Source organism: Arthrobacter sp. NPDC058127 (assembly GCF_042884555.1).
Lineage (GTDB): Bacteria > Actinomycetota > Actinomycetes > Actinomycetales > Micrococcaceae > Arthrobacter.
In genome coordinates, this window is sequence record NZ_JBHVTT010000014.1 from 36075 (window position 1) to 57520 (window position 21446).

The window sequence follows — 21446 nt, forward strand, 5'->3', positions numbered from 1 at the left end:
GCTCACTGCCCGTAGAAGTCCTTCTCAAACACGGCCCGGGTCCGCCGGCTCAGGCGCAAATAGTCTTCTTCGAATACCGCGGCTTGCCCCGGAGCGTAACCACACCATCTGGCAACGGCTTCCAAATCCCTCCGAGACGCCGGGAGGAGATCGGAGGCACGCCCCGTGCAGATCACATTCGCCGAGCGGATACGGCTCGCGAGCCGCCAGGCTTCGCGAAGCAACACGATGTCACCCTTGTCGATCAGTCCCAACGACTCGATCGCGTCGAGGGCCTTGAGCGTGGAAGTGGTCCGCAGTTGTGGATGCTTCCCTGCGTGTTGGAGCTGCAGCAACTGCACAAGCCATTCGACGTCGCTGAGTCCACCCCGTCCGAGCTTAAGGTGCCTGGCTGGATCGGCGCCTCGCGGGAGTCGCTCCGACTCAACCCGCGCCTTGACGCGCCGGATCTCCCGCACATCGGTCTCGGCGAGCGATTCCGGGTAGCGGATCGGGTTGATGAGCCAGAGGAATTCCGCGGCCAATTCGTCGTTGCCGGCCATCGGTTGTGCGCGCAACAGCGCCTGGGCTTCCCAGATGAGGGACCACCGTCGGTAATACTCCGCGTACGACTCGAGGGAACGGACCATGGCCCCGTTCTTTCCCTCGGGGCGAAGATCGGCATCAACGGTGAGGACCCGCTCCGCCAGGATGGCCGGTTTGAGGGGTTGGGTAAGCAGGGTGGAAATGTGCCCCACAATGGCAAGGGCTTGTTGCTGGGCGTCGGATTCACTCGCGCCAGGGAGCGCGCGGTGGACGTACATGACGTCGGCGTCCGAGCCGTAGCCGATCTCGCGTCCGCCTTGCCTACCCATGGCGACAACCAGCACCTGGGTCTTGGGGGGTCCCTCGGAAGCCACGATGGACTCGGCGACGTGCAAGGCGCCCAGGACCGCAGCCCGGTCGGCATCGGCCAATGCCGTGCCCACTGCGTCCTGTTCGAGGAGGCCGGAACTGTCCGCGATGGCGATCCGGAGGATTTCCCGGCGCCTGATGAGCCGGATGAGCCGCATTGCATTCTCGGGATCGGCGTGGCGCGACATCTTGGATTGGATTTCCTGCCACTGGGCTTCGAAGCTAAGCGGCATGAGCTCCTTGTCGGCACCTAGCCACGCAACGGATTCCGGGGAAACCTCCAGGAGATCGGCGATGAGCCGCGAGTTCGAGAGCACGTGGCAAAGCCGCTCGGCTGCCGCTTGGGAGTCCCGGAGCATTCCGAGATACCAATGGGTGGTTCCAAGGGCTTCGCTGACACGGCGGAAGGCGAGCAGTCCGGCGTCGGGGTCCACACCTTCGGCGAGCCAGCCGAGAAGGATGGGGAGCAGTTGCCGCTGCAGTGCGGCGCGCCGGCTGACCCCGGCAGTGAGGGCCTCGATGTGGCGCATGGCGCCCTGCGGGTCGCGGTAGCCGAGCGCCGCAAGCCGGCCTTGGGCAGCTTCCGGAGTGAGCCGGGCGTCTTCGGTGCTCAACTTCGCGGCCGTGTTGAGCAGCGGCCGGTAGAAGATCCGGTCGTGCAGTTCTCGAACGGACCGCTTGGTCTTCTGCCAGGTTTCGATCAGGGCGTCCGGATGCGGCCTCCCCGTGGAAAAGGGCCCCAGGACGGCTTTCGCGAGGAACCGCAAAGACTCCTGGCTCGTGGGCATGAGGTGGGTACGGCGCATCTGGAACAACTGGATGCGGTGCTCAAGAACCCGCAGGTAGCGGTAAGCGGCGTCGAAGGCAGCGGCATCCACCCGGCCGATGTAGCCACCCGCGGACAGAGCCGATATCGCCGACGTCGTATCCCGGCAACGGAGCGTTTCATCGGACTTTCCGTGGACGAGTTGCAGGAGCTGCACCGTGAACTCGACATCGCGCAGGCCGCCGGGACCCAGTTTGATCTGGCGCTGTTCTTCCGCCGGAGCAATGTTATTCGTCACCCTGCGGCGCATCGCCTGCACGGATTCCACGAAACCTTCCCGGCCGGCCGAAGCCCACACGAGCGGCTGGACGGCCTGCTCGTAACGCGAGCCCAGATCCCTGTCCCCTGCGATGGTCCGGGCCTTGAGGAGTGCCTGGAACTCCCAGCTTTCAGCCCACTTCGCGTAGTAGCTCAAGTGCGAGGGCAACGTCCTGACGAGGGGACCGGATTTCCCTTCGGGCCGCAGGTTCGCGTCGACCTCCCACAACCCGGGTTCGGATCCCGTGGACGAAATAGCGCGGGAGATCCCGGCGGCCAAGGCCGTGCCGATGGTTGCGGCCTCGGCGTCCTCCAGGTCCGGCGCCTCGATCACGTAGATGACGTCGACGTCGGAAATGTAGTTGAGCTCACGGGCACCGCACTTGCCCATGCCGATGACGGCGAGCCCGACGCCGGCAATATCGGCGGGATCGAAAGTCGCCGCGGCTTCTGCCCTGGCAACGGCCAGGGCCGCCTCTATCGCCGCGCCGGCGAGGTCGGCCAGTTCGGCACCGACGGCCGGCATGAAGTCCTGGGGACTGGCGGCGCAGAGGTCCTTGATGGCCAATTCGGTGAGCCCGCGCCGGTAAGCCGTCCGGAGTGCAGTGTAGGCGCTGGCTCCCGTCATCGCGGCAACGGGCCTGGGCGAGTTGGGGTCCGCCTTCACTGATCGGAGCAGCTTCGTCCGCAGCTCACCGGCATCGGCGGACAAGGGTTCCGGGCTGACGCGGACATCGAAGACGTCCAGATGTTCCGGATGCCTGATCAGGAACTCTCCCAAGGCCTCGGATGCGCCCAGCAAGCGGTAAAGCGGCTCACTGCGATCCGGGTGCTCCCCCGCGAGCTGCCTGAGTGAGGGATGCTTCTCGATCAAGCGCACGAGCGACTGGAGCGCGGTGTCCGGGTTCGCGCTCAGGTGCAGACCAGCAAAGATCGTGTCCTGGTCGATGCCGTCGAGTTCACGCGCGGCAAGGAACCGTTCACCTTTTTCAAGATCGCTGAAACCGGCAGAGATGAGCCGGCGGGCCAGGCTCACACTCACAGCCTAGAGAATGCCGAGATTGCGCTTGAGCTCGTAAGGCGTGACCTGGAGCCGGTAGTCCTGCCATTCCGCACGCTTGTTGCGCAGGAAGTGGTCAAAGACCTGTTCGCCGAGGATGTCCGCTACGAGTTCCGAATCCTCCATGGCGCGGATGGCGTCGTGGAGGCTGGCCGGCAGCGGAGTATGGCCCATCGCCTTGCGCTCGGCCGAAGTCAGCGACCAAACGTCGTCTTCCGCGGCGGCCGGAAGGTCGTAGCCTTCCTCGATGCCCTTGAGTCCGGCACCGAGCAACACTGCGTAGGCGAGGTACGGGTTGGTGGCGGAGTCAATACCGCGGTATTCGATCCGTGCGGACTGGCCCTTGCCCGGTTTGTAGAGCGGCACGCGAACCAGGGCCGAACGGTTGTTGTGCCCCCAGCTCAGGTAGCTCGGCGCTTCGCCGCCGCCCCAGAGACGCTTGTACGAATTGACGAACTGGTTGGTGACCGCAGTGAATTCCGGCGCGTGGCGGAGGATACCGGCAATGAATTGGCGTGCGGTCTTGGACAACTGGAATTCGGCGCCGGCTTCGTAGAAGGCATTCGTGTCACCCTCGAACAGCGAGAAGTGGGTGTGCATGCCTGAACCCGGGTGGTCGGTGAACGGCTTGGGCATGAAGGTGGCGTAAGTGCCCTGCTGGAGGGCCACTTCCTTGATGACCGTGCGGAAGGTCATGATGTTGTCCGCCGTCTGGAGGGCGTCCGCGTAGCGGAGATCGATCTCGTTCTGGCCGGGTCCGCCTTCGTGGTGGCTGAACTCCACGGAGATGCCCACGGATTCCAGCATGGTGACTGCCGTGCGACGGAAGTCTTGTGCCACGCCGCCGGGCACGTGGTCGAAGTAGCCGCCTTCGTCAACGGGAACAGGAACGCCGTTGGCGTCAAGGTCTTGGGACTTGAGGAGGTAGAACTCGATCTCAGGATGCGTGTAGCACGTGAAGCCCATGTCCGCGGCCTTGGCGAGGGTGCGCTTGAGCACGTTCCGGGGGTCGGCAGCCGACGGCTCGCCGTCGGGGGTCAGGATGTCGCAGAACATCCTCGAGGTCTGCTCGGTTTCACCGCGCCACGGAAGGATCTGGAACGTGGACGGGTCGGGCTGGGCCAGCATGTCGGACTCGAACACCCGGGCGAGGCCCTCGATGGCCGAACCGTCGAAACCCAGGCCTTCCTCGAAGGCGCCTTCCACTTCCGCCGGTGCAAGTGCCACCGATTTCAGGGAACCGACGACGTCGGTAAACCACAAGCGTACGAAGCGCACATCACGCTCTTCGATAGTTCGCAGAACGAACTCTTGCTGGCGGTCCATGGGGCCTCATTTCCGGGTCAACGTCCATGCCGCGGATTCGGGGTTCGAAGCCAACGACAACTCAGCATTCACTCTACTAAGCATTGGCCCGGAATGGCTGCACCCCCGGTTCGCGTAACACAGCGTTTACAAATGTGAGGCTCCTCATGCGCCGGTGGCTAGGACGCCCGGTACCGCATACGCTCTATTCATGGCCCCAAGCAACAGTTCCGATTCCAGCATGCCCGCCGAAGTTCCTGCGCCTTACGGAACCGGACCTGCCACTGCAGGTTCCGGGGCTTCAGCGGACGCTTCAACGCCGAAGCCCGCCGCGAGGATCCGCACCCATCACCTTCAACAAGCCAAGGCAAAGGGTGAGCGCTTTGCAATGCTGACCGCCTACGAGCAATACACGGCTGAGATTTTCGACCAGGCCGGCATCGAGGTCCTGCTGATCGGCGATTCGGCCTCCAACAACGTCTTCGGGAACGAAACCAGCCTCCCTGTGACCGTCGACGAGCTCCTCCCCTTGTGCCGCGCGGTGGCCCGATCCGCCAAACGTGCCTTGGTAGTGGCAGATCTCCCCTTCGGCAGCTACGAAGTGTCGCCGGAGCAGGCCGTGGCAACCGGTGTCCGCTTCCTGAAGGAAGGCCTGGCACACGCCGTCAAGATCGAAGGCGGCGCGTTCTATGCGGGAACTGTGCGCGCCATGGTCCAGGCAGGCATTCCCGTCATGGCGCACATCGGATTCACCCCCCAGAGCGAACACTCACTGGGCGGCTACCGCGTCCAGGGCCGGGGCGATGACGCCGCGCGCTTGGTCGAAGACGCCGTTGCCCTCGCAAATGCCGGGGCGTTCTGTGTGCTCATGGAGATGGTTCCCGCGGAAACCGCAGCCGCCGTCGACGCCGCTATCGACGTGCCCACGATCGGAATCGGTGCAGGCAACGCAACCACGGGACAGGTCCTCGTGTGGCAGGACATGGCCGGACTGCGCGGCGGCAAGATGGCCAAGTTCGTCAAGCAGTATGCGGATCTGCGCACTACCCTGAGTAACGCAGCGAAGGCGTACGCCGACGACGTCAGGTCCGGCCACTTCCCCGGCCCGGAGCACTCATTCTAGGAGGACACAGCCTCAGTCCTCGTCGTCCTTGTCCCACGCTTCGTTGCGGGCTTTGACCTTTTCGAGGGCGTGCTCGGCTTCCTCGCGCGTCTTGTAAGGACCGATCAGCTGGGACCAGTCGGACAACGCGTCCTCTTCGATTTGGTGTGTCTGAACGTTGTACCAGAACTCCGCCACGGTTTCTCCTTTTCGAATCCCGCCGTAAGCTCGGCGGGGACGGTCGCCCTACGCGCGGGCCGATATTTAGCTACTTAGTTACTTGCGTCTCGTGCGTCCCTTATATGATCAATCTATGCCTTCTCCCGCTCTGACCGCACCCATCGGCACGCTCACCCGTGGAACCGTCAGCCCGCAGCTGCCCGTACCGGCGTCCATCCCGCGCCCGGAGTATGTCGGCAAGCCAGGACCCGCGAAGTTCACCGGTTCAGAGGTCAAGTCGGCGGAAACCATCGAGAAGATCCGCATCGCCAGCAAAATTGCGGCCCAGGCGATCGTCGAGGTCGGCAAGCACATCGAGCCGGGCGTCACCACCGACCAGTTGGACCGGATCGGCCACGAGTTCCTTCTGGACCACCACGCCTACCCGTCGACGCTTGGCTACCGAGGCTTCCCCAAGTCCCTGTGTTCCTCGCTCAACGAGGTCATCTGCCACGGCATTCCGGACAGCACCGTCGTCCAGGACGGCGACATCCTGAATATCGACATCACGGCCTACATCAACGGCGTCCACGGCGACACGAACTACACCTTCCTGGTGGGAGACGTCGACGAAGAGTCCCGGCTGCTGGTTGAACGTACCCAGGAGTCGCTGAACCGGGCCATCAAGGCCGTCGCGCCGGGCCGCGAAATCAATGTGATCGGCCGGGCCATCCAGTCCTACGCGAAACGTTTCGGCTACGGCGTTGTCCGCGACTTCACCGGCCACGGAGTCGGCGAGGCCTTCCACACGGGCCTGATCATCCCCCACTACGACGCCGCGCCGGCCTACAACACCACGATCGAAGCCGGCATGGTCTTCACGATTGAACCCATGCTCACCCTCGGAACCATCGAGTGGGACATGTGGCCCGATGATTGGACAGTAGTCACCCGCGACCACAAACGCACAGCGCAATTCGAACACACCCTGCTGGTCACCGAGACCGGCGCCGAAGTCCTGACTCTTCCTTAAGCTCTCCGGAAGGTCACCTGCAGCCGTTCGTGCTGCGACATGCCCACCCCTCCTGCCATGAACGGAAACGCATTGACCAAGAAGGATGAGAAGATCCACAAGAACGGCCCGCTGATCGGCATCGACGTCGGTGGCACCGGCATCAAGGGCGGCATCGTCGATCTCAAGAAGGGCAAGCTGCTCGGGGACCGTCTCCGCATTCCCACGCCGCAGCCCGCAACTCCCGAAGCCGTCGCCGAAGTGATCGCACAGATCGTCGAAGAGTTGTCGGCCCGCGAGGACGCCCCGGCCAAGGGTTCGCCCGTGGGAGTCACCTTCCCAGGAATCATCCAGCACGGCGTGGTCCGCTCTGCCGCCAACGTGGACAAGTCCTGGCTCGACACCGACATTGATTCGCTGCTCACCAAGCGCCTGGACCGCCCCGTCGAGGTCATCAACGACGCCGACGCGGCCGGCCTCGCTGAAGCCCGCTACGGCGCAGGCGAAGGCGTCGACGGCACAGTCCTGGTCATTACGCTCGGCACGGGCATTGGCTCGGCCTTCATCTTCAACGGACACCTCGTGCCCAACGCCGAACTCGGCCACCTCGAAGTGGACGGCCACGACGCCGAAACGAAGGCATCCGCCGTCGCGCGTGAACGCGACGGCTTGAGCTGGGAAGAGTACAGCGTGCTGCTGCAGCGCTATCTCTCCCACGTCGAGTTCCTGTTCTCCCCCGAGCTCTTCATCATCGGTGGCGGCATTTCGAAGCGCTCGGACGAGTACTTCCCGCACTTGGATCTGCGGACCCGCATCGTCACGGCGGAACTGAAGAACGACGCCGGAATCGTGGGGGCCGCACTGGACGTGGCCCTCCACCACAAGCTCGCCAAGTAGCAGGGCAGCCTTCCGGATGGACGACGGCGTGCCCGACGTCGCGATTGTCACCGGCGCGAGCCGGGGCATCGGCGCGGCCATAGCGCTCAGGGCTGCCGCCGCGGGGTACGCCGTCGTCGTCAACTACTCAGCGGACGCCGACGGCGCACGGAGCGTTGTCGCGGAAATCCAGGCCAAAGGCGGAACGGCCTGCAGCGTACAGGCCGATGTCAGCGACCCCTCGCAGGTTATGTCGCTCTTTGATTCCGCGGCCGCCGTGGGCAGGGTCACCACGGTGGTCAACAACGCCGGAATCACGGGCAACCTCATCGGCAATCTCATTGACGTGCCGAGTGAAACGATCCGTCGCGTCATGGACGTCAACGTCAACGGATTGATCTTTGTCTGCCAGGAAGCCGTTCGACGCCTTTCCACCGCCAATGGCGGGCCTGGCGGCTCCATTGTCAACGTTTCCTCGACTGCGACCAAAGCCGGTTCGCCGGGCACGTGGGCGCACTACGCCGCGAGCAAAGGCGCTGTTGATGTCCTGACAGTGGGCCTCGCGTCCGAGGTGGCACGGCACGGGATCAGGGTGAATTGCGTGGCTCCCGGGAGCACCAACACCGGATTGCACGCTGCTGCGGGGATGCCCGACCGCGTGGAACGGCTCAACCCGGGGATCCCCATGGGCAGGGGCGCGGAACCCGATGAGGTGGCCGCTGCCGTGTTGTGGTTGATATCCGACGACGCCGGTTACATCACGGGAGCCGTGCTCCCGGTCTCCGGCGGACGGTAGAAGTGGTGCCGGTGGTGGCCTCGGCTTCCCCTCCGCTGCCACCACCGGAGCTAGATAGGGCTCTTCTCGGAGCTCTTGCCCTTGGCGCCCTTTGCTGCGTTCTCGGCCGCTGCCGTTTCGGCTTCGTGGCGGAGCAGGGAGATGGCCGATTCGAAGTCCTCAAGCGATTCGAAGGCCTGGTAAACGCTGGCAAAACGCAAGTAGGCGACCTCGTCCAGTTTCTGGAGTGGTCCAAGGATGGCCAGGCCGACCTCGTGGGCGTCGATTTCCGCCGCACCTGACGAGCGGATGTTCTCCTCGACTTCCTGGGCCAGCATCGCAAGGTCGTCCTCGGTCACGGGACGGCCTTGGCAGGCCTTGCGAACGCCGTTGATGATCTTGATCCGGCTGAAGGGTTCTCCCACGCCTGAACGTTTGATGACGGAAAGGCTGGTGGTCTCCACCGTGGTGAAACGGCGTCCGCACTCGGGGCACTGGCGCCGACGGCGGATGGCTGAGCCGTCGTCGGCCATTCGACTGTCCACAACGCGTGAGTCGGGGTTTCGGCAGAACGGACAATACACGCTGGGCCTCCCCGGTTCGGTTCCGGCCCCCTGCCCGCGGCGTCAGCCGGGAACGCAAAGGTGCCGGAAGTTTGACTTCCGGCACCAGTTTACGGCTACATAAGGCCTAATGACAAGACTGTAATTACTATATGTAGTGGTTGTTACCCATACATGTAGTGGTTTAGGCCCCCGCGAAACGAATCTTGACAGCGTCGCCGTGGCCGGGAAGGTCCTCGGCATCGGCGAGGCTCACGATGTGCCTGCTGACCTGTTCGAGGGCAGCCTTGTTGTAGTTGATCACCTGGACGGCACGCAGGAATGTTGTCACGTTCAGGCCGGACGAGAAGGCTGCAGTGCCGCTCGTGGGCAAGACATGGTTGGATCCTGCACAATAGTCTCCGAGGCTGACCGGGCTGTAGTCCCCCACGAATACCGCGCCGGCGTTGCGGATCCTCGCGGCGACCGCGGCCGCGTCCGCCGTCATGATTTCCAAATGCTCGGCCGCGTACGCATCGCAGACCGCAATGCCCTGCTCGAGATCGTCCACCAGCACCACGCCCGACTGGGGGCCCGACAATGCCGTGGTGACCCGTTCGCCATGCTTCGTGGTTCCCGCCTGCACCGCGAGTTCCCGCTGCACAGCGGAGGCGAGTTCCTCGGAATCGGTGATCAGGACAGACGCCGCCTTGGGGTCGTGCTCGGCCTGGCTGATGAGGTCCGCGGCCACAAGCTCCGGACGGGCCGAAGCATCCGCCAAGATGGCGATCTCGGTAGTGCCGGCCTCCGAGTCGATCCCCACGACGCCTTTCACAAGCCGCTTGGCGGTGGCCACGAAGATGTTTCCGGGGCCGGTCACAACATCCACGGGCTCGATGGGCTGATCATCGACATCTCCTGGGATGCCGTAGGCAAACGAAACAATCGCCTGCGCGCCTCCGATGGCGTACACCTCGTCAATACCGAGCAAAGCGGCCGCGGCCAGGATGGTGGGGTGGGGCAAGCCCCCGAAGTCCTTCTGGGGCGGAGAAGCCAGCGCGATCGATGCCACCCCCGCGGCCAGTGCCGGAACAACGTTCATGATCACCGAGGACGGGTAGACTGCCAGGCCGCCGGGAACATACAGTCCGACGCGGCCCACCGGTACCCAGTTCTGGCTGACGACGGCGCCGTCCCCCAGTTCCACATCGACGTTCGCGGGCCGCTGGCCGTCAGCAAAGCGCCGGGCACGACGGATGGATTCCTCGAGGGCCTCCCGGACGGACGGGTCCAGGTTTTCAAGGGCTTCGGCAAGGGCGGCGGCGGGCACGCGCGGGTGGGACTGTTCCACGCCGTCGAACGCCAACGCGAACTCACCAAGCGCTTCGAAGCCGCGGGAGCGGACAGCGGCAATGATGTCCAGGACTTTTTGCTCGGCGTCCGCCATGGTCTGATGCTTGGCCCGGGGCACCACGGCCCGCAGTTCCGCCAAGGTCAGGGACCGTCCGCGCAAGTCAATGCGGCGGAAGTCCAGGGACTGGGCGGCGGTGTCGGCAGGATTCTCCGGAGAAATGGTCACCAGATCATTTTACGGGGCGAGCGGCTGTGCCTCCGGCTGCTTTCCCATCAAACCGAAAAGAATCAGGAGGAATGTCACGAGGGAAGTCGCCCCCGGCCACAGCAAGAGTGCTGTGGCGGACCGCAAAGAGAAGCCATCACTTCCGCTTGTGGCAGGACCCCACCATTGTGCGGCCAGCAGACCCACTTGCCAGGCCACCAAGGCCCCCGCCGCACCACCCAGGACTGCCAGGAAGGTGCGGATGCCGTGCCCCGGCTTCCGGACCTTGCTGTCGAGCAGGACCGCCGTGAAGCAGCCGGAAAGCAGCAGCAGCCCGGCCAGGACCAAGTCCCTCGGGAGCCGCCCCGCAGAGGCAGTGGGATCGGCAAGGGCAGGATTTCCGGAGATCACGTTGAGGCCACCCGGGGCCAACAGCCACCAGGCGAGGCCCAGGCCAACGCCCGAGGCGACGGGCACGGCGAGCCAGAGCCACCATTTGCCGTCCCGCTTGCCCGTGTCCGCGTCCGTGTCCGTCGTTGGAGCGGAGTCGAGAAGGTTCGATGTTGGCTTGGTCATGACACAAACATTAACAAACGTTTCTGGACGCTCAACAAGCAAGCGTCCCGGCGAACGGCGGAATACGCTGAATCCACCAGCGTTATTACAAATAGCTCACTCAGGAGATCGGGCAAAGTGGCTTCGGACAATTCGGCTTTTGAAGCAACATTCAAGCAAATGTTCCGCCGGCATGCCGCCGGGGTGGCCATCATCACTGCCGACCTCAACGGCAAGCCTTTCGGTTTCACAGCGACGTCCGTCGCTTCGCTGTCGGCCGAACCACCACGCTTCACGTTCAACATGTCCCGCAGTTCCAGTTCCTGGCCCGCGGTGGCGAATTCGACATATATCGGCCTGCACATGCTCGGCCTCGAGAACCAGGCTCTCGCAGACCGCTTCGCCCGCACCCAGGAACGGTTTGAGGGCGATCACTGGGAGCCGGGGCCCTTCGATGTCCCCATCCTCAAGAACGTTGCCGGCTGGCTGATCGGCAAGATCCAGATGCGCCTGTCCTTCGAAAACAACGCGATCGTGGTGGTGGAGGTTGTCGACGGACTAGTCGGCGACGACGACACCCCGCTGCTCTACCACTCGGGCTCCTACGGCCAGCCGGTTCCGCTCGACTATGAAATCTAGTTAAAGCAGGAGATCTTTCGTCACCGGCCGGCTGGTTCAGCGAGCCGCGGGACCAATCAGCTGTCCAGGCAGGTCGGGCCAAGAAGTACCTTGAGGTCACCGAAAAGCGACGGGGTGGGATTCACGCGCAAGTGCACCGGCAGGCCCATGACCTCGACCTTGGAATCACCCTGCAAGTGGAGCCTGACCTCGGAGTTCCCCCGGTGGGTGGTCAAAACATCGCGAAGGTCAGTGACCACGGCCTCGGTTGCCTTGTACGTGGGCATCGTGATGACGAGGGGACCGTTGGTGTTTTCGCTCAAGTCCGGAACCGAGAGTTCCATGCAGTTCAAGGTGACTGCACCGTCGTCGCGCCGCTGCAAACGGCCCTTGACCACCACGATCAGGTCCTCCGCGAGCACCGAAGCGATGGGGCCGTACACCTGGCCGAAGAACATGACCTCGATGGAAGCTCCCAGGTCTTCGATCTCCGCCCGCGCGTAGGCGTTGCCGCTTGCCTTGGCGATCCTTCGGCTGAGCGAGGTGATCATGCCCGCGATGGTGACGATGGCGCCGTCGTGCGGTCCGTCTTCTCCCAGGATCGAGGTGATCGACTGCTCGGCATGCTGGCTCAGCACGCCCTCGAGCCCTTGCAGGGGGTGGTCCGAGACATAGAGTCCCAGCATGTCCCGTTCGAAGGCGAGCTTGTCTTTCTTTTCCCATTCCGGCAGGTCCGGGATCTCGGTGCTCAGGGAGGCTTGCGGCTCCTGGTCCTCGAATCCGGCGAAGAGATCGAACTGGCCGATCGCTTCATTGCGCTTGAGCGTGATGACGGAGTCAATCGCTTCTTCGTGGACCATGGCCAGCGCACGGCGGTGATGGCCAAGGGAGTCGAACGCGCCGGCCTTGATAAGGGACTCGATGGTGCGCTTGTTGCAGACCACCGCCGGAACCTTCATGAGGAAGTCCTTGAAGGACGTGTAGGCACCCTCGCTCGCGCGGGCTGCCACCATGGCTTCCACCACGTTGACGCCGACATTGCGGATGGCCCCCATTCCGAAGCGGATGTCCGTTCCCACAGGGGTGAAGTTAAGGCTTGACTCATTGACGTCCGGCGGCAGGACCGTAATGCCCATTCGCCGGCATTCATTGAGGTAGATGGCCGATTTGTCCTTGTCGTCGCCCACGGACGTGAGCAGGGCGGCCATGTATTCGGGGGCGTAGTGGGCCTTCAGGTACGCAGTCCAGTAGGAGATGACCCCGTACGCGGCGGAGTGCGCCTTGTTGAAGGCGTAGTCGGAGAACGGAAGCAGGATGTCCCACAGGGTCTTGACGGCCTCCATGGAGTAGCCGTTGTCCTGCATGCCCTGGGAGAAGCCTGCGAACTGCTTGTCCAGTTCGGATTTCTTCTTCTTGCCCATGGCGCGGCGCAGGATGTCGGCTTGACCCAGTGAGTAGCCGGCCAGTTTCTGGGCCACGGCCATGACCTGCTCCTGGTACACGATGAGCCCGTACGTTCCGCCGAGGATTTCGGCGAGCGGTTCCTCGAGTTCCGGATGGATCGGGATGACTTCCTGGATTTTGTTCTTGCGCAGGGCGTAGTCGGTGTGCGCGTTGGCACCCATGGGACCCGGCCGGTACAGCGCCAACACGGCGGAGATGTCTTCGAAGTTGTCAGGCTTCATGAGCTTGAGCAGCGACCGCATGGGCCCGCCGTCGAGCTGGAAGACGCCCAAAGTGTCGCCGCGAGCCAGCAACTCGTACGACGCCGGATCGTCCAACGCCAAGTGCTCGAGATCGAGGTCGACGCCCCGGTTCATCTTGATGTTTTCCAGGGCGTCGGAAATGATCGTCAGGTTCCTCAAGCCGAGGAAGTCCATCTTGATCAGGCCGAGGCCTTCGGACGTCGGGTAGTCGAACTGCGTGATGACCTGGCCGTCCTGGATGCGGCGCATGACAGGAATGACGTCGATGATGGGGTCCGAAGACATGATGACGCCAGCGGCATGGACGCCCCATTGCCGCTTCAGCCCCTCAATGCCCAGCGCGGTCTCGAAGACCTTTGCGGCCTCAGGGTCCGTGCTGATCAGCTGGCGGAAGTCGCCGGCCTCGCCATAGCGCTTGGCCTCCGGGTTCTGGATGTCCGCGAGCGGGATATCCTTGGCCATCACCGCCGGCGGCAGGGCCTTGGTGAGCTGTTCACCCATGCTGAACGGGTAGCCGAGCACGCGGGACGAGTCCTTCAGCGCCTGCTTGGTCTTGATGGTGCCGTAGGTGACGATCATGGCCACGCGCTCGTCGCCGTACTTCCGCGTGACGTAGTCGATCACCTCGGAACGGCGACGATCATCGAAGTCGACGTCGAAGTCGGGCATGGACACGCGGTCCGGGTTGAGGAAGCGCTCGAAGATCAGGCCATGTTCCAGCGGGTCGAGGTCGGTGATGCGCATGGCGTACGCCACCATGGAGCCCGCGCCGGAACCGCGGCCGGGGCCCACCCTGATCCCGTTGTTTTTGGCCCAGTTGATGAAGTCTGCCACCACGAGGAAGTAGCCAGGGAAGCCCATGGAGGTGATGACGTCAAGCTCATAGTCGGCTTGCTTGCGTACCTTGTCCGGGACGCCGTTCGGGTAGCGGTAATCGAGTCCAGTGGCTACTTCCTTGACCAGCCAGGACGTCTCGTCCTCGCCGGGAGGGCATGGGAACCGCGGCATGTAGTTCGCGCCCGTGTTGAAGGACACTTCGCAACGCTCGGCGATCAGCAGGGTGTTGTCGCAGGCCTCGGGATGGTCGCGGAACAGCTCCCGCATCTCCTGCGGTGACTTCAAGTAGTAGCCGCTGCCGGAGAAGGCGAATCGGGAGCCGCCGTTGTCATAGGTGGGCTCGAGCAGCGTGGAGCCCGACTGGATCGCCAAGAGGGCCTCATGGGCCTTCGCGTCATGCTCATGCGTGTAGTGGAGGTCATTGGTGGCCACGAGCGGAAGCTTCAGTTCCTTGGCCAAACGCAGCAGATCGCCGGTGACCCGCCGCTCGATGTCCAGGCCGTGGTCCATCAGTTCGCAGAAGTAGTTTTCCGCACCGAAGATGTCGCGGAACTCGGAGGCCGCAGCCAGGGCCTCCCGGTATTGCCCCAGCCGAAGACGGGTCTGGACTTCACCCGAAGGGCAGCCGGTGGTGGCGATCAGGCCTTCGGAATACGTGTTCAGCAACTCCCGGTCCAGGCGGGGCCATTTGCCGAACACCGAGTCGAGGGAAGCAATCGAGGATGCCCGGAACAGATTGCGCATGCCTGCGTTGTTGTAGCTCAACAACGTCATGTGGGTGTAGGAACCACCACCGGAGACGTCGTCCTTGCGCTGGCTTTCGTCGCCCCAGCGGACGCGCTCCTTGTCGCCGCGCGCCGTGCCCGGCGTGACATAGGCTTCGACGCCGATGATCGGCTTGATGCCTTTGTCCGTGGCCTTCTTCCAGAAATCGAAGGCACCGAACAGGTATCCGTGGTCCGTGGTGGCCAGCGCAGGCATGCCCAGCCGCTCGGTCTCGTCGAACAACTCGGTAAGACGGGCCGCGCCATCCAGCATGGAGTATTCGGTGTGGGTGTGCAGATGGACGAACGAGTCATTGCTGGAAGTCACCACGACAGTCTACCGGCAGGGGTCCCGCGGTTGGAGTGGCGCGCTGGAAGCGTGGATCCCGCTACGCGTTGCCGCTTTCAAGAAGTTCCAGCGCGTACTGCAGGTCCGCCGGGTACTGGCTGGTGACTTCGACCCATTCGCCGGTGCGGGGGTGGTTGAAGCCAAGCCGCCGCGCGTGCAGCCACTGCCGGGTCAGACCCAGGTTGGCGGCCAAACGCGGGTCCGCCCCATAGGTCAGATCGCCCGCACAGGGGTGCCTGAGGGCCGAGAAATGAACCCGGATCTGGTGTGTCCTGCCTGTCTCAAGGTGGATTTCCACGAGGGTTGCCTTGCCATAGGCCTCAAGGACTTCGTAGTGCGTCACGGAGGGACGGCCATCCTCGATCACCGCGAAACGCCAATCATGCCCGGGGTGGCGCCCGATGGGCGCGTCTATGGTGCCCTCCAGTGGATCCGGCAGGCCTTGGACCACTGCGTGGTACACCTTGTCTACGGTGCGTTCCTTGAAGGCCCGCTTGAGCACCGTGTAAGCGTGTTCGCTCTTGGCCACGATCATGACGCCCGACGTTCCGACGTCGAGGCGGTGGACGATGCCGGCACGTTCAGGCGCGCCGGATGTTGAAATCCGGTATCCCGCACCTGCGAGGCCACCAACCACTGTCGGGCCTACCCAACCCGGTGACGGGTGCGCCGCCACGCCTACGGGCTTGTCGATGACAACAAAGTCGTCATCGTCCAACAGGATATTCAGGCCTTCCACGACTTCCTCCACGACTTCCAAGGGATCCCGGCGTTCGGGAACGGTGACTTCCAGCACGGACCCGGCAACGAGCTTCGCCGATTTGCCCACCGTGCCTGCGGAGACGGTGACGTTGCCCTCGGCGATCAGCAAGGCGGCCGCGGAACGGGAAATATCCATCAGCTTCGCCAGGCCCGCGTCGGCCCTGGTCCCGCCCAGCTCTTCGGGCACCACGAATTGCTCAGACATCGCGCGGTTCCTGATCCTCAGGTGTTCCGGCCTTGGCCGTCGCGGAACCGGCGGAATGATGGCGGGACCCGTCGAGTCCGATCCCGCGTATGGTCAGCAGGCAGATGATCACGACGCCGGAAACCACCGCCGAGTCGGCGATATTGAAAATCGCGAAGTTGGGCAATTGGATGAAGTCCACCACGTGGCCCATGGCAAAGGAAGGCTCGCGGAAAAGGCGGTCCGTGAGGTTTCCGAGCGCGCCTCCCAGCAGCAGGCCGAGGGCCAGCGACCACCAGACCGATCCCAGTCGACGCACCTGGAACAAAATCACCACCGAAACGGCCGCCATGACGATGGTGAAGACCCATGTGACGTTTTCACCGATGGAGAACGCGGCGCCGGAGTTTCGGATGTAGTACCAATGCAGGAGCGGAGGAAGGACGGGGATCCGCTCGCCTTCGACCATGGTGCTGGTGACCCAGAGTTTGGTCAGTTGGTCGAAGGCGTACGCGAACACGGCGAAGCCTGCAAAGACCCAAAGCAGTGCGGGGCGCCACGCGTGGACCTTGGTGCGGACGGGCTCCGGGTTGCCGTTCGTTTGTTCTGTGCCGTCATCTTGTTCGTCGCTCATAGTACTTTCATTCGGTTCGGTAACCATGGCTTCTGGCGCCTTAACAGCCAAAAGCCGGTGGCCGAGGAATCCCCAGCCACCGGCTTTCAGAATACTTGCTAGACCTCTGCGGCGGCTTCGCCGACCTCAGGAGCCGCAACCGAGCCGCGGGCATCCAGGTCGCGCAGCTGGCCTTCGATGTAGGCCTTCAGGCGGGAGCGGTAGTCGCGCTCGAAGCCGCGGAGCTGCTCCACCTTGCGTTCGAGAACGCTGCGCTGCTGCTCGAGGGCACCGAGGATCTTGCGGGACTTGTCCTGCGCGTCGTTGACGAGGCTGGAGGCTTCGATCTGCGCCTCGGCAATGATCTTTTCCTTCTGCTGCTCGCCATCGGCCACGTGCTTGTCGTGCATCTGCTGAGCCATGGCCAGCAGGCCGGCTGCGGACTCGGCGGAAGGAGAGCCGGCCGAAGGTGCGGCCGGGGCAGGAGCGGCGGCAACAGCCGGCTCCTTCTTCTTCTCGGCATCGGCCTTCGCCTCGGCTTCTGCCTTGGCCTGTGCGTCCTTGTCGGCCTTCACCGGTGCGGGCACCTTCTCGACCACGGGTGCCGATGCTGCGCTGGCAGGAACCGGGTTTCCGCCTTCGCCGAGCTTCTTGCGCAGCTCGTCGTTCTCTTGGTTCAAACGCCTCAGCTCGACGACGATTTCGTCGAGAAAGTCGTCGACCTCGTCCTGGTCGTAGCCTTCGCGGAACTTGGTCGGCTGAAAGCGCTTGTTGACAACGTCTTCTGGCGTCAAAGCCATCTGGTCACCTCGTTGGTCTAGTTAGTCAGTAGGCCTTCCGGCCGTTCAAAACTACGGTACCTAAATATCATCTGATTCCCCCAATTCAACACCATCGTGTTGGGCCGGAAGATTGCAGCCACGGGCCGAAGAAAAAAGATCGGCGGCACATGGACTGCGGAAGAGCTACGCCAGCGTGTAGACGAATCCCATTGCGATGCTGACGACAATAAACACGATCAGAAATGCCAGGTCAAGGGACACCCCGCCAAGTTGCAGCGGTGGAATCAGCCGGCGGATCCGTTTCAACGGCGGATCAGTCACGGAATAGACCACGTGCGCGGCCACCAGGGCAGCGCCGCGGGGGCGCCACTGGCGCGCAAACATCTGCACCAGATCGTAGACGAGCCTGATGATGAGGGTGACCAGGAACAGCAGCAATGCAATGTACAAAAGGCCGAAAACTATGCCCACGGGTTAGCTCAGATCTCCTAGTTCGCCATTTTTCCGGTCAGTCCCTCTATTGCAACACAGATGCCAGGCAGATCGCTCTGCCTGGCATCCCTGTTGACTGTGCTAGCTCTGGTTGAAGAACGTTGCTTGGGCTTCGCTGACCTTCTTGTCGTCGCCAAGAACTTCGACGTACGACGGCGACAACAGGAAAACTTTGCTGGTGACGCGCTCAATGCTGCCGTGGAGTCCGAAGACCAAGCCGGCGGAAAAATCGACGAGGCGCTTTGCATCTGCCTCACCCATGTCCGTGACGTTCATGATCACGGGGATGCCGTCCCGGAAACTTTCGCCGATGATCTTGGCGTCATTGTAGGAGCGGGGATGGACGGTGGTGATCTGCCTCAGTCCGGAGGCGTCTTCGCGGCTGGATGCCGCACGCTTGATAGGTGTCACGGGTGCGCGGTATTCCTCTTCGGCGACAGGGGGGACTTCACGAACTACTTCACGTACAGGTGCAGGGGCGCGGCGCTCTTCACGATTGTGGTCGACAGACCGGGCCTCGTCCGTGTGCTGCTCGTTCTGCTCAGACTCGTAGTGTTCGTCGCCATCGGCGAGCCCAAGATAAACCATTGTCTTGCGCAGTGCGCCAGCCATGCTGGACTCCTATCGTGTCTGCAGTGGGCGGGCCGCCCATGACTTGACATCGCTGAAATCCCGGCCCGTCGCTTCCAATACTTTGACGCTACCCCACCCGCGGACGCGAACCGAGAATATCCGAGCCAATTCGCAGGTGTGTCGCACCAAATTGAACGGCAGCTTCTAGGTCCTGGCTCATCCCGGCCGATATCCCCACGGCGTCCGGATGCAGTCCACGCAGATCCCTTGAAATGGCGGCGAGTTTCTCGAACGCTTCCTCAGGGGACGCTCCGAGCGGCGCGACGGCCATCACGCCGGCCAATCGCAGCCCGGCGGCCGTCGCGATGGATTCGGCGAGGCGCTCGACGTCGGACGGAGCGGCACCGCCGCGGTGGGCGCCGGCGTCGTGCTCAAGACTGACCTGGATGTAACAGTCAAGGTCCGGCCTGCCGGACTCGGACTGTTGCCGCGCAATGGCCTTGGCCAGGGCCTCGGCCAGTTGCGGACGATCGATCGATTGGACCGAAAACGCGTACTTCGCCACGGACTTGGCCTTGTTGCTTTGCAGTTGACCAATGAAGTGCCAACGCACCGGGAGCCCTGCGAGTTCGGCAGACTTCGCGGCCGCTTCCTGGTCGCGGTTTTCACCGACGTCCGTCACGCCAAGTGCCGCCAGGCGGGTGACATCCGCTGCGGGATGGAACTTGCTGACGACTATCAGTTGCGGCTCTTCGCTTCGCCCGGCTGCGACGGTTGCCGCCGAAATCCGCTGGCGGACCGCGGCCAGCCGTTCGCGCAGCTCGGCAGTCCGTGGATCGCCGCCAGCGCTTTCCGCTGTTGGGAAAGTCTCACTCATGCGTCCACACCAAACCTGCAAAGCGGCCTGTTTGCTGATCGCGCCGGTACGAGTAGAGCCGGGAGGTCTCCCGCGTGCACTCCCCCGAATACTCCACCCTGACGTCGAGTGCTTTCAACTGGGAACGCACACCGGCGGGCAGATCCAGTGCGGGCGTGCCCCACGAGGTCGTTGACCAGGTTTCCGGAACAGCGGCAGCCACGTCGGCCCGCAGCTGTTCGGGAACTTCGTAGCATTCACCACAGATGGAGGGGCCCAGCCAGGCGCTGATGGTCGCCGCACCGCGGTTTCGCATTTCGGCGACGGTGGCCGAAACGATGTCCGCGGCAACTCCTGGCCGGCCTGCGTGGACCACCGCAAGGACCGGGTCGGTTTCGTCGGGCACTTCGCCCAGCAACACGATGGGGACACAGTCGGCCACCATGACCGCGAGGGGCTGCCCCGTGGACACCATGGCGTCGGCCGTTGGTCCGTCGCCATGGGCGGCGATGAATTCGACGGCTTTTCCGTGTACCTGGTTCATGTATTGGAAATGCCGTTCGCCGAGCCCCGCCGCTGCTTCCAGCCGGGCCCGGCGCACCATGACATCGTCAGGATTGTCCGCCACGTGCAGTGCAAGGTTGCCCGCATCATCATCGGAGAAGGCGACCGAAATCCCCGGCCGCACTTCTTTTCGCCACCAAAACACTACTGGCTAACTCTCCTGGGTGGGTTTGAACGGACAGGCTACTTCAGGAAGTCCGGAACATCGAGGTCGTCGGTGCGGCTTCCCGAAAGGTCCGGTTCGACGACGGCGGGGAGGTCGACGTCGAAGCCCGAGTCAGCCGGCAAAGCCGACGGGCGCTGCTGGCCCCAGTTGCTCAAGCCTGAAGCGCCGACGCCTGCGGAAACGTGCTGCGGCGCGGAATAGGCCGGAGCAGCTGAAGGCGCTGCGGGACGGTCCGGGGCCGCAGGGGCCTGGTGCTGACCCGGCTGCTGGGCGGCCGACTGGTTCATCGAGGGTGAGGTGGCCTTGAGGTCGTCAAAACCAGCGGCGATAACCGTGACGCGTGCTTCGTCGCCCAAGGCGTCGTCGATGACGGCACCGAAGATGATGTTGGCTTCGGGGTGGGCCACTTCCTGCACGAGCCTCGCGGCCTCGTTGATCTCGAACAGGCCGAGGTCCGAGCCGCCCTGGATGGAGAGCAGGACGCCGTGGGCGCCGTCGATCGAGGCTTCCAGAAGCGGAGAAGCGATGGCGAGTTCCGCGGCCTTGACAGCGCGGTCCTCGCCGCGCGCCGAGCCGATACCCATCAGCGCGGAGCCCGCACCCTGCATGACCGACTTGACGTCAGCGAAGTCCAGGTTGATCAGGCCAGGGGTCGTAATGAGGTCCGTGATGCCCTGGACACCGGACAGGAGTACTTGGTCAGCGGAGCGGAAAGCGTCCAGGACGGAGACGTTACGGTCGCTGATGGAGAGGAGACGGTCGTTGGGGATGACGATGAGGGTATCGACTTCGTCGCGCAGGGCGTCGATTCCGGCTTCGGCCGAACCGGCACGTCGGCGTCCTTCGAAGGTGAAGGGCCGCGTGACGACACCGATCGTCAGGGCGCCGAGCGAGCGTGCGATCCGGGCCACGACGGGGGCGCCGCCGGTTCCCGTGCCGCCGCCTTCGCCTGCGGTGACGAAGACCATGTCGGCTCCGCGGATGACCTCTTCGATCTCATCGGCGTGGTCCTCGGCAGCCTGGCGTCCGACGTCGGGGTTGGCGCCGGCTCCCAGACCGCGCGTGAGCTCGCGTCCAACGTCAAGCTTGACGTCCGCGTCGCTCATGAGGAGAGCCTGGGCATCGGTGTTGATGGCGATGAACTCGACGCCGCGAAGGCCGACTTCGATCATTCGGTTAACTGCATTCACGCCACCGCCGCCGATGCCGACGACCTTGATGACGGCCAAGTAATTCTGCGGTGCTGCCACGTTTCGTG

General features: G+C 63.7%; 20 protein-coding genes. 5 read left to right on the top strand and 15 right to left on the bottom strand.

Going from position 1 to position 21446, the window contains the following annotated elements; genetic code table 11:
• Positions 1-2: 2 nt before the first annotated feature.
• Complete coding sequence (locus ACFVTG_RS17190; RefSeq protein ID WP_390282133.1) at positions 3-3014, bottom strand: bifunctional [glutamine synthetase] adenylyltransferase/[glutamine synthetase]-adenylyl-L-tyrosine phosphorylase; 3012 nt, start codon at positions 3012-3014, stop codon at positions 3-5.
• 9 nt (positions 3015-3023) lie between these two features.
• On the bottom strand, positions 3024-4364 hold the full coding sequence (locus tag ACFVTG_RS17195; RefSeq protein ID WP_284751784.1) for a glutamine synthetase family protein: 1341 nt from the start codon (positions 4362-4364) through the stop codon (positions 3024-3026).
• Positions 4365-4554: 190 nt separating this feature from the next.
• Here ACFVTG_RS17195 and panB point away from each other — a divergent pair, with 190 nt between their 5' ends.
• Positions 4555-5466 carry a 3-methyl-2-oxobutanoate hydroxymethyltransferase gene (gene panB, locus ACFVTG_RS17200; RefSeq protein ID WP_284751783.1) on the top strand — a complete coding sequence of 304 codons (912 nt, stop codon included), beginning with the start codon at positions 4555-4557 and terminating at the stop codon, positions 5464-5466.
• 12 nt (positions 5467-5478) lie between these two features.
• On the opposite strand, the gene ACFVTG_RS17205 is transcribed toward panB, so the two are convergent.
• On the bottom strand, positions 5479-5643 hold the full coding sequence (locus tag ACFVTG_RS17205) for an SPOR domain-containing protein (protein ID WP_234753867.1): 165 nt from the start codon (positions 5641-5643) through the stop codon (positions 5479-5481).
• Positions 5644-5758: 115 nt separating this feature from the next.
• On the opposite strand from ACFVTG_RS17205, the gene map reads away from it, so the two are divergent.
• The 3 genes from map (at position 5759) to ACFVTG_RS17220 (ending at position 8288) form a co-directional block, all read left to right on the top strand.
• Complete coding sequence (gene map, locus ACFVTG_RS17210) at positions 5759-6637, top strand: type I methionyl aminopeptidase (RefSeq protein WP_390282134.1); 879 nt, start codon at positions 5759-5761, stop codon at positions 6635-6637.
• A 72-nt stretch (positions 6638-6709) separates the two neighbouring features.
• Positions 6710-7513, top strand: coding sequence for a polyphosphate--glucose phosphotransferase (ppgK, locus tag ACFVTG_RS17215; RefSeq protein WP_284991624.1), 804 nt, complete (start codon positions 6710-6712; stop codon positions 7511-7513).
• A 16-nt stretch (positions 7514-7529) separates the two neighbouring features.
• A complete protein-coding gene (locus tag ACFVTG_RS17220) occupies positions 7530-8288 on the top strand; it encodes an SDR family oxidoreductase (protein WP_390282135.1) in 759 nt (252 codons plus the stop codon).
• A gap of 50 nt (positions 8289-8338) precedes the next feature.
• Here ACFVTG_RS17220 and nrdR read toward each other — a convergent pair whose 3' ends face one another.
• The 3 genes from nrdR to ACFVTG_RS17235 form a co-directional block, all read right to left on the bottom strand.
• Positions 8339-8851, bottom strand: a complete 513-nt coding sequence (nrdR, locus tag ACFVTG_RS17225) for a transcriptional regulator NrdR (RefSeq protein ID WP_284751780.1) — start codon at positions 8849-8851, stop codon at positions 8339-8341.
• A gap of 163 nt (positions 8852-9014) precedes the next feature.
• Positions 9015-10388 (bottom strand): histidinol dehydrogenase, encoded by a 1374-nt coding sequence (gene hisD, locus ACFVTG_RS17230; protein WP_284751779.1) that lies wholly within the window; start codon positions 10386-10388, stop codon positions 9015-9017.
• Positions 10389-10397: 9 nt separating this feature from the next.
• Entirely contained in the window at positions 10398-10943 is a 546-nt protein-coding gene (locus ACFVTG_RS17235) for a hypothetical protein (RefSeq protein WP_284751778.1), read from the bottom strand.
• A 159-nt stretch (positions 10944-11102) separates the two neighbouring features.
• Here ACFVTG_RS17235 and ACFVTG_RS17240 point away from each other — a divergent pair, with 159 nt between their 5' ends.
• The gene (locus ACFVTG_RS17240; protein WP_390282185.1) at positions 11103-11561 is read left to right on the top strand and encodes a flavin reductase family protein; all 459 of its coding nucleotides are present in this window, start codon (positions 11103-11105) and stop codon (positions 11559-11561) included.
• 56 nt (positions 11562-11617) lie between these two features.
• On the opposite strand, the gene dnaE is transcribed toward ACFVTG_RS17240, so the two are convergent.
• From dnaE to ftsZ, 9 genes are all read right to left on the bottom strand, one after another.
• Positions 11618-15175: a DNA polymerase III subunit alpha gene (gene dnaE / locus ACFVTG_RS17245; protein WP_390282136.1), complete on the bottom strand. Its 3558-nt coding sequence runs from the start codon at positions 15173-15175 to the stop codon at positions 11618-11620.
• A gap of 61 nt (positions 15176-15236) precedes the next feature.
• A complete protein-coding gene (locus tag ACFVTG_RS17250; protein WP_284751775.1) occupies positions 15237-16163 on the bottom strand; it encodes an RluA family pseudouridine synthase in 927 nt (308 codons plus the stop codon).
• Complete coding sequence (gene lspA / locus ACFVTG_RS17255; protein WP_390282137.1) at positions 16156-16776, bottom strand: signal peptidase II; 621 nt, start codon at positions 16774-16776, stop codon at positions 16156-16158. Before lspA ends, ACFVTG_RS17250 begins: the two co-directional genes overlap by 8 nt.
• A gap of 98 nt (positions 16777-16874) precedes the next feature.
• On the bottom strand, positions 16875-17555 hold the full coding sequence (locus tag ACFVTG_RS17260) for a DivIVA domain-containing protein (protein ID WP_390282138.1): 681 nt from the start codon (positions 17553-17555) through the stop codon (positions 16875-16877).
• Positions 17556-17720: 165 nt separating this feature from the next.
• Positions 17721-18008, bottom strand: a complete 288-nt coding sequence (locus ACFVTG_RS17265) for a YggT family protein (RefSeq protein ID WP_390282139.1) — start codon at positions 18006-18008, stop codon at positions 17721-17723.
• Positions 18009-18110: 102 nt separating this feature from the next.
• Positions 18111-18641, bottom strand: coding sequence for a cell division protein SepF (locus ACFVTG_RS17270; protein WP_390282140.1), 531 nt, complete (start codon positions 18639-18641; stop codon positions 18111-18113).
• Positions 18642-18729: 88 nt separating this feature from the next.
• Positions 18730-19479, bottom strand: coding sequence for a YggS family pyridoxal phosphate-dependent enzyme (locus ACFVTG_RS17275; RefSeq protein ID WP_390282142.1), 750 nt, complete (start codon positions 19477-19479; stop codon positions 18730-18732).
• On the bottom strand, positions 19472-20167 hold the full coding sequence (locus ACFVTG_RS17280; protein WP_390282144.1) for a polyphenol oxidase family protein: 696 nt from the start codon (positions 20165-20167) through the stop codon (positions 19472-19474). The genes ACFVTG_RS17275 and ACFVTG_RS17280 overlap by 8 nt, the downstream gene beginning before the upstream one ends.
• 38 nt (positions 20168-20205) lie before the next feature.
• The gene (ftsZ, locus tag ACFVTG_RS17285; protein WP_284751769.1) at positions 20206-21438 is read right to left on the bottom strand and encodes a cell division protein FtsZ; all 1233 of its coding nucleotides are present in this window, start codon (positions 21436-21438) and stop codon (positions 20206-20208) included.
• Between the last annotated feature and the right edge of the window lie 8 nt (positions 21439-21446).

Bases quoted from the DNA above. Each gene is read 5' to 3' on its own strand.
- lspA (WP_390282137.1), bottom strand. From the start codon at position 16,776: ATGAGCGACGAACAAGATGACGGCACAGAACAAACGAACGGCAACCCG.
- ACFVTG_RS17240 (WP_390282185.1), top strand. From the start codon at position 11,103: ATGTTCCGCCGGCATGCCGCCGGGGTGGCCATCATCACTGCCGACCTC.
- map (WP_390282134.1), top strand. From the start codon at position 5,759: ATGCCTTCTCCCGCTCTGACCGCACCCATCGGCACGCTCACCCGTGGA.
- ACFVTG_RS17220 (WP_390282135.1), top strand. From the start codon at position 7,530: ATGGACGACGGCGTGCCCGACGTCGCGATTGTCACCGGCGCGAGCCGG.
- ACFVTG_RS17250 (WP_284751775.1), bottom strand. From the start codon at position 16,163: ATGTCTGAGCAATTCGTGGTGCCCGAAGAGCTGGGCGGGACCAGGGCC.
- ACFVTG_RS17195 (WP_284751784.1), bottom strand. From the start codon at position 4,364: ATGGACCGCCAGCAAGAGTTCGTTCTGCGAACTATCGAAGAGCGTGAT.
- ACFVTG_RS17260 (WP_390282138.1), bottom strand. From the start codon at position 17,555: ATGGCTTTGACGCCAGAAGACGTTGTCAACAAGCGCTTTCAGCCGACC.
- ACFVTG_RS17235 (WP_284751778.1), bottom strand. From the start codon at position 10,943: ATGACCAAGCCAACATCGAACCTTCTCGACTCCGCTCCAACGACGGAC.
- panB (WP_284751783.1), top strand. From the start codon at position 4,555: ATGGCCCCAAGCAACAGTTCCGATTCCAGCATGCCCGCCGAAGTTCCT.
- ACFVTG_RS17275 (WP_390282142.1), bottom strand. From the start codon at position 19,479: ATGAGTGAGACTTTCCCAACAGCGGAAAGCGCTGGCGGCGATCCACGG.
- ACFVTG_RS17270 (WP_390282140.1), bottom strand. From the start codon at position 18,641: ATGGCTGGCGCACTGCGCAAGACAATGGTTTATCTTGGGCTCGCCGAT.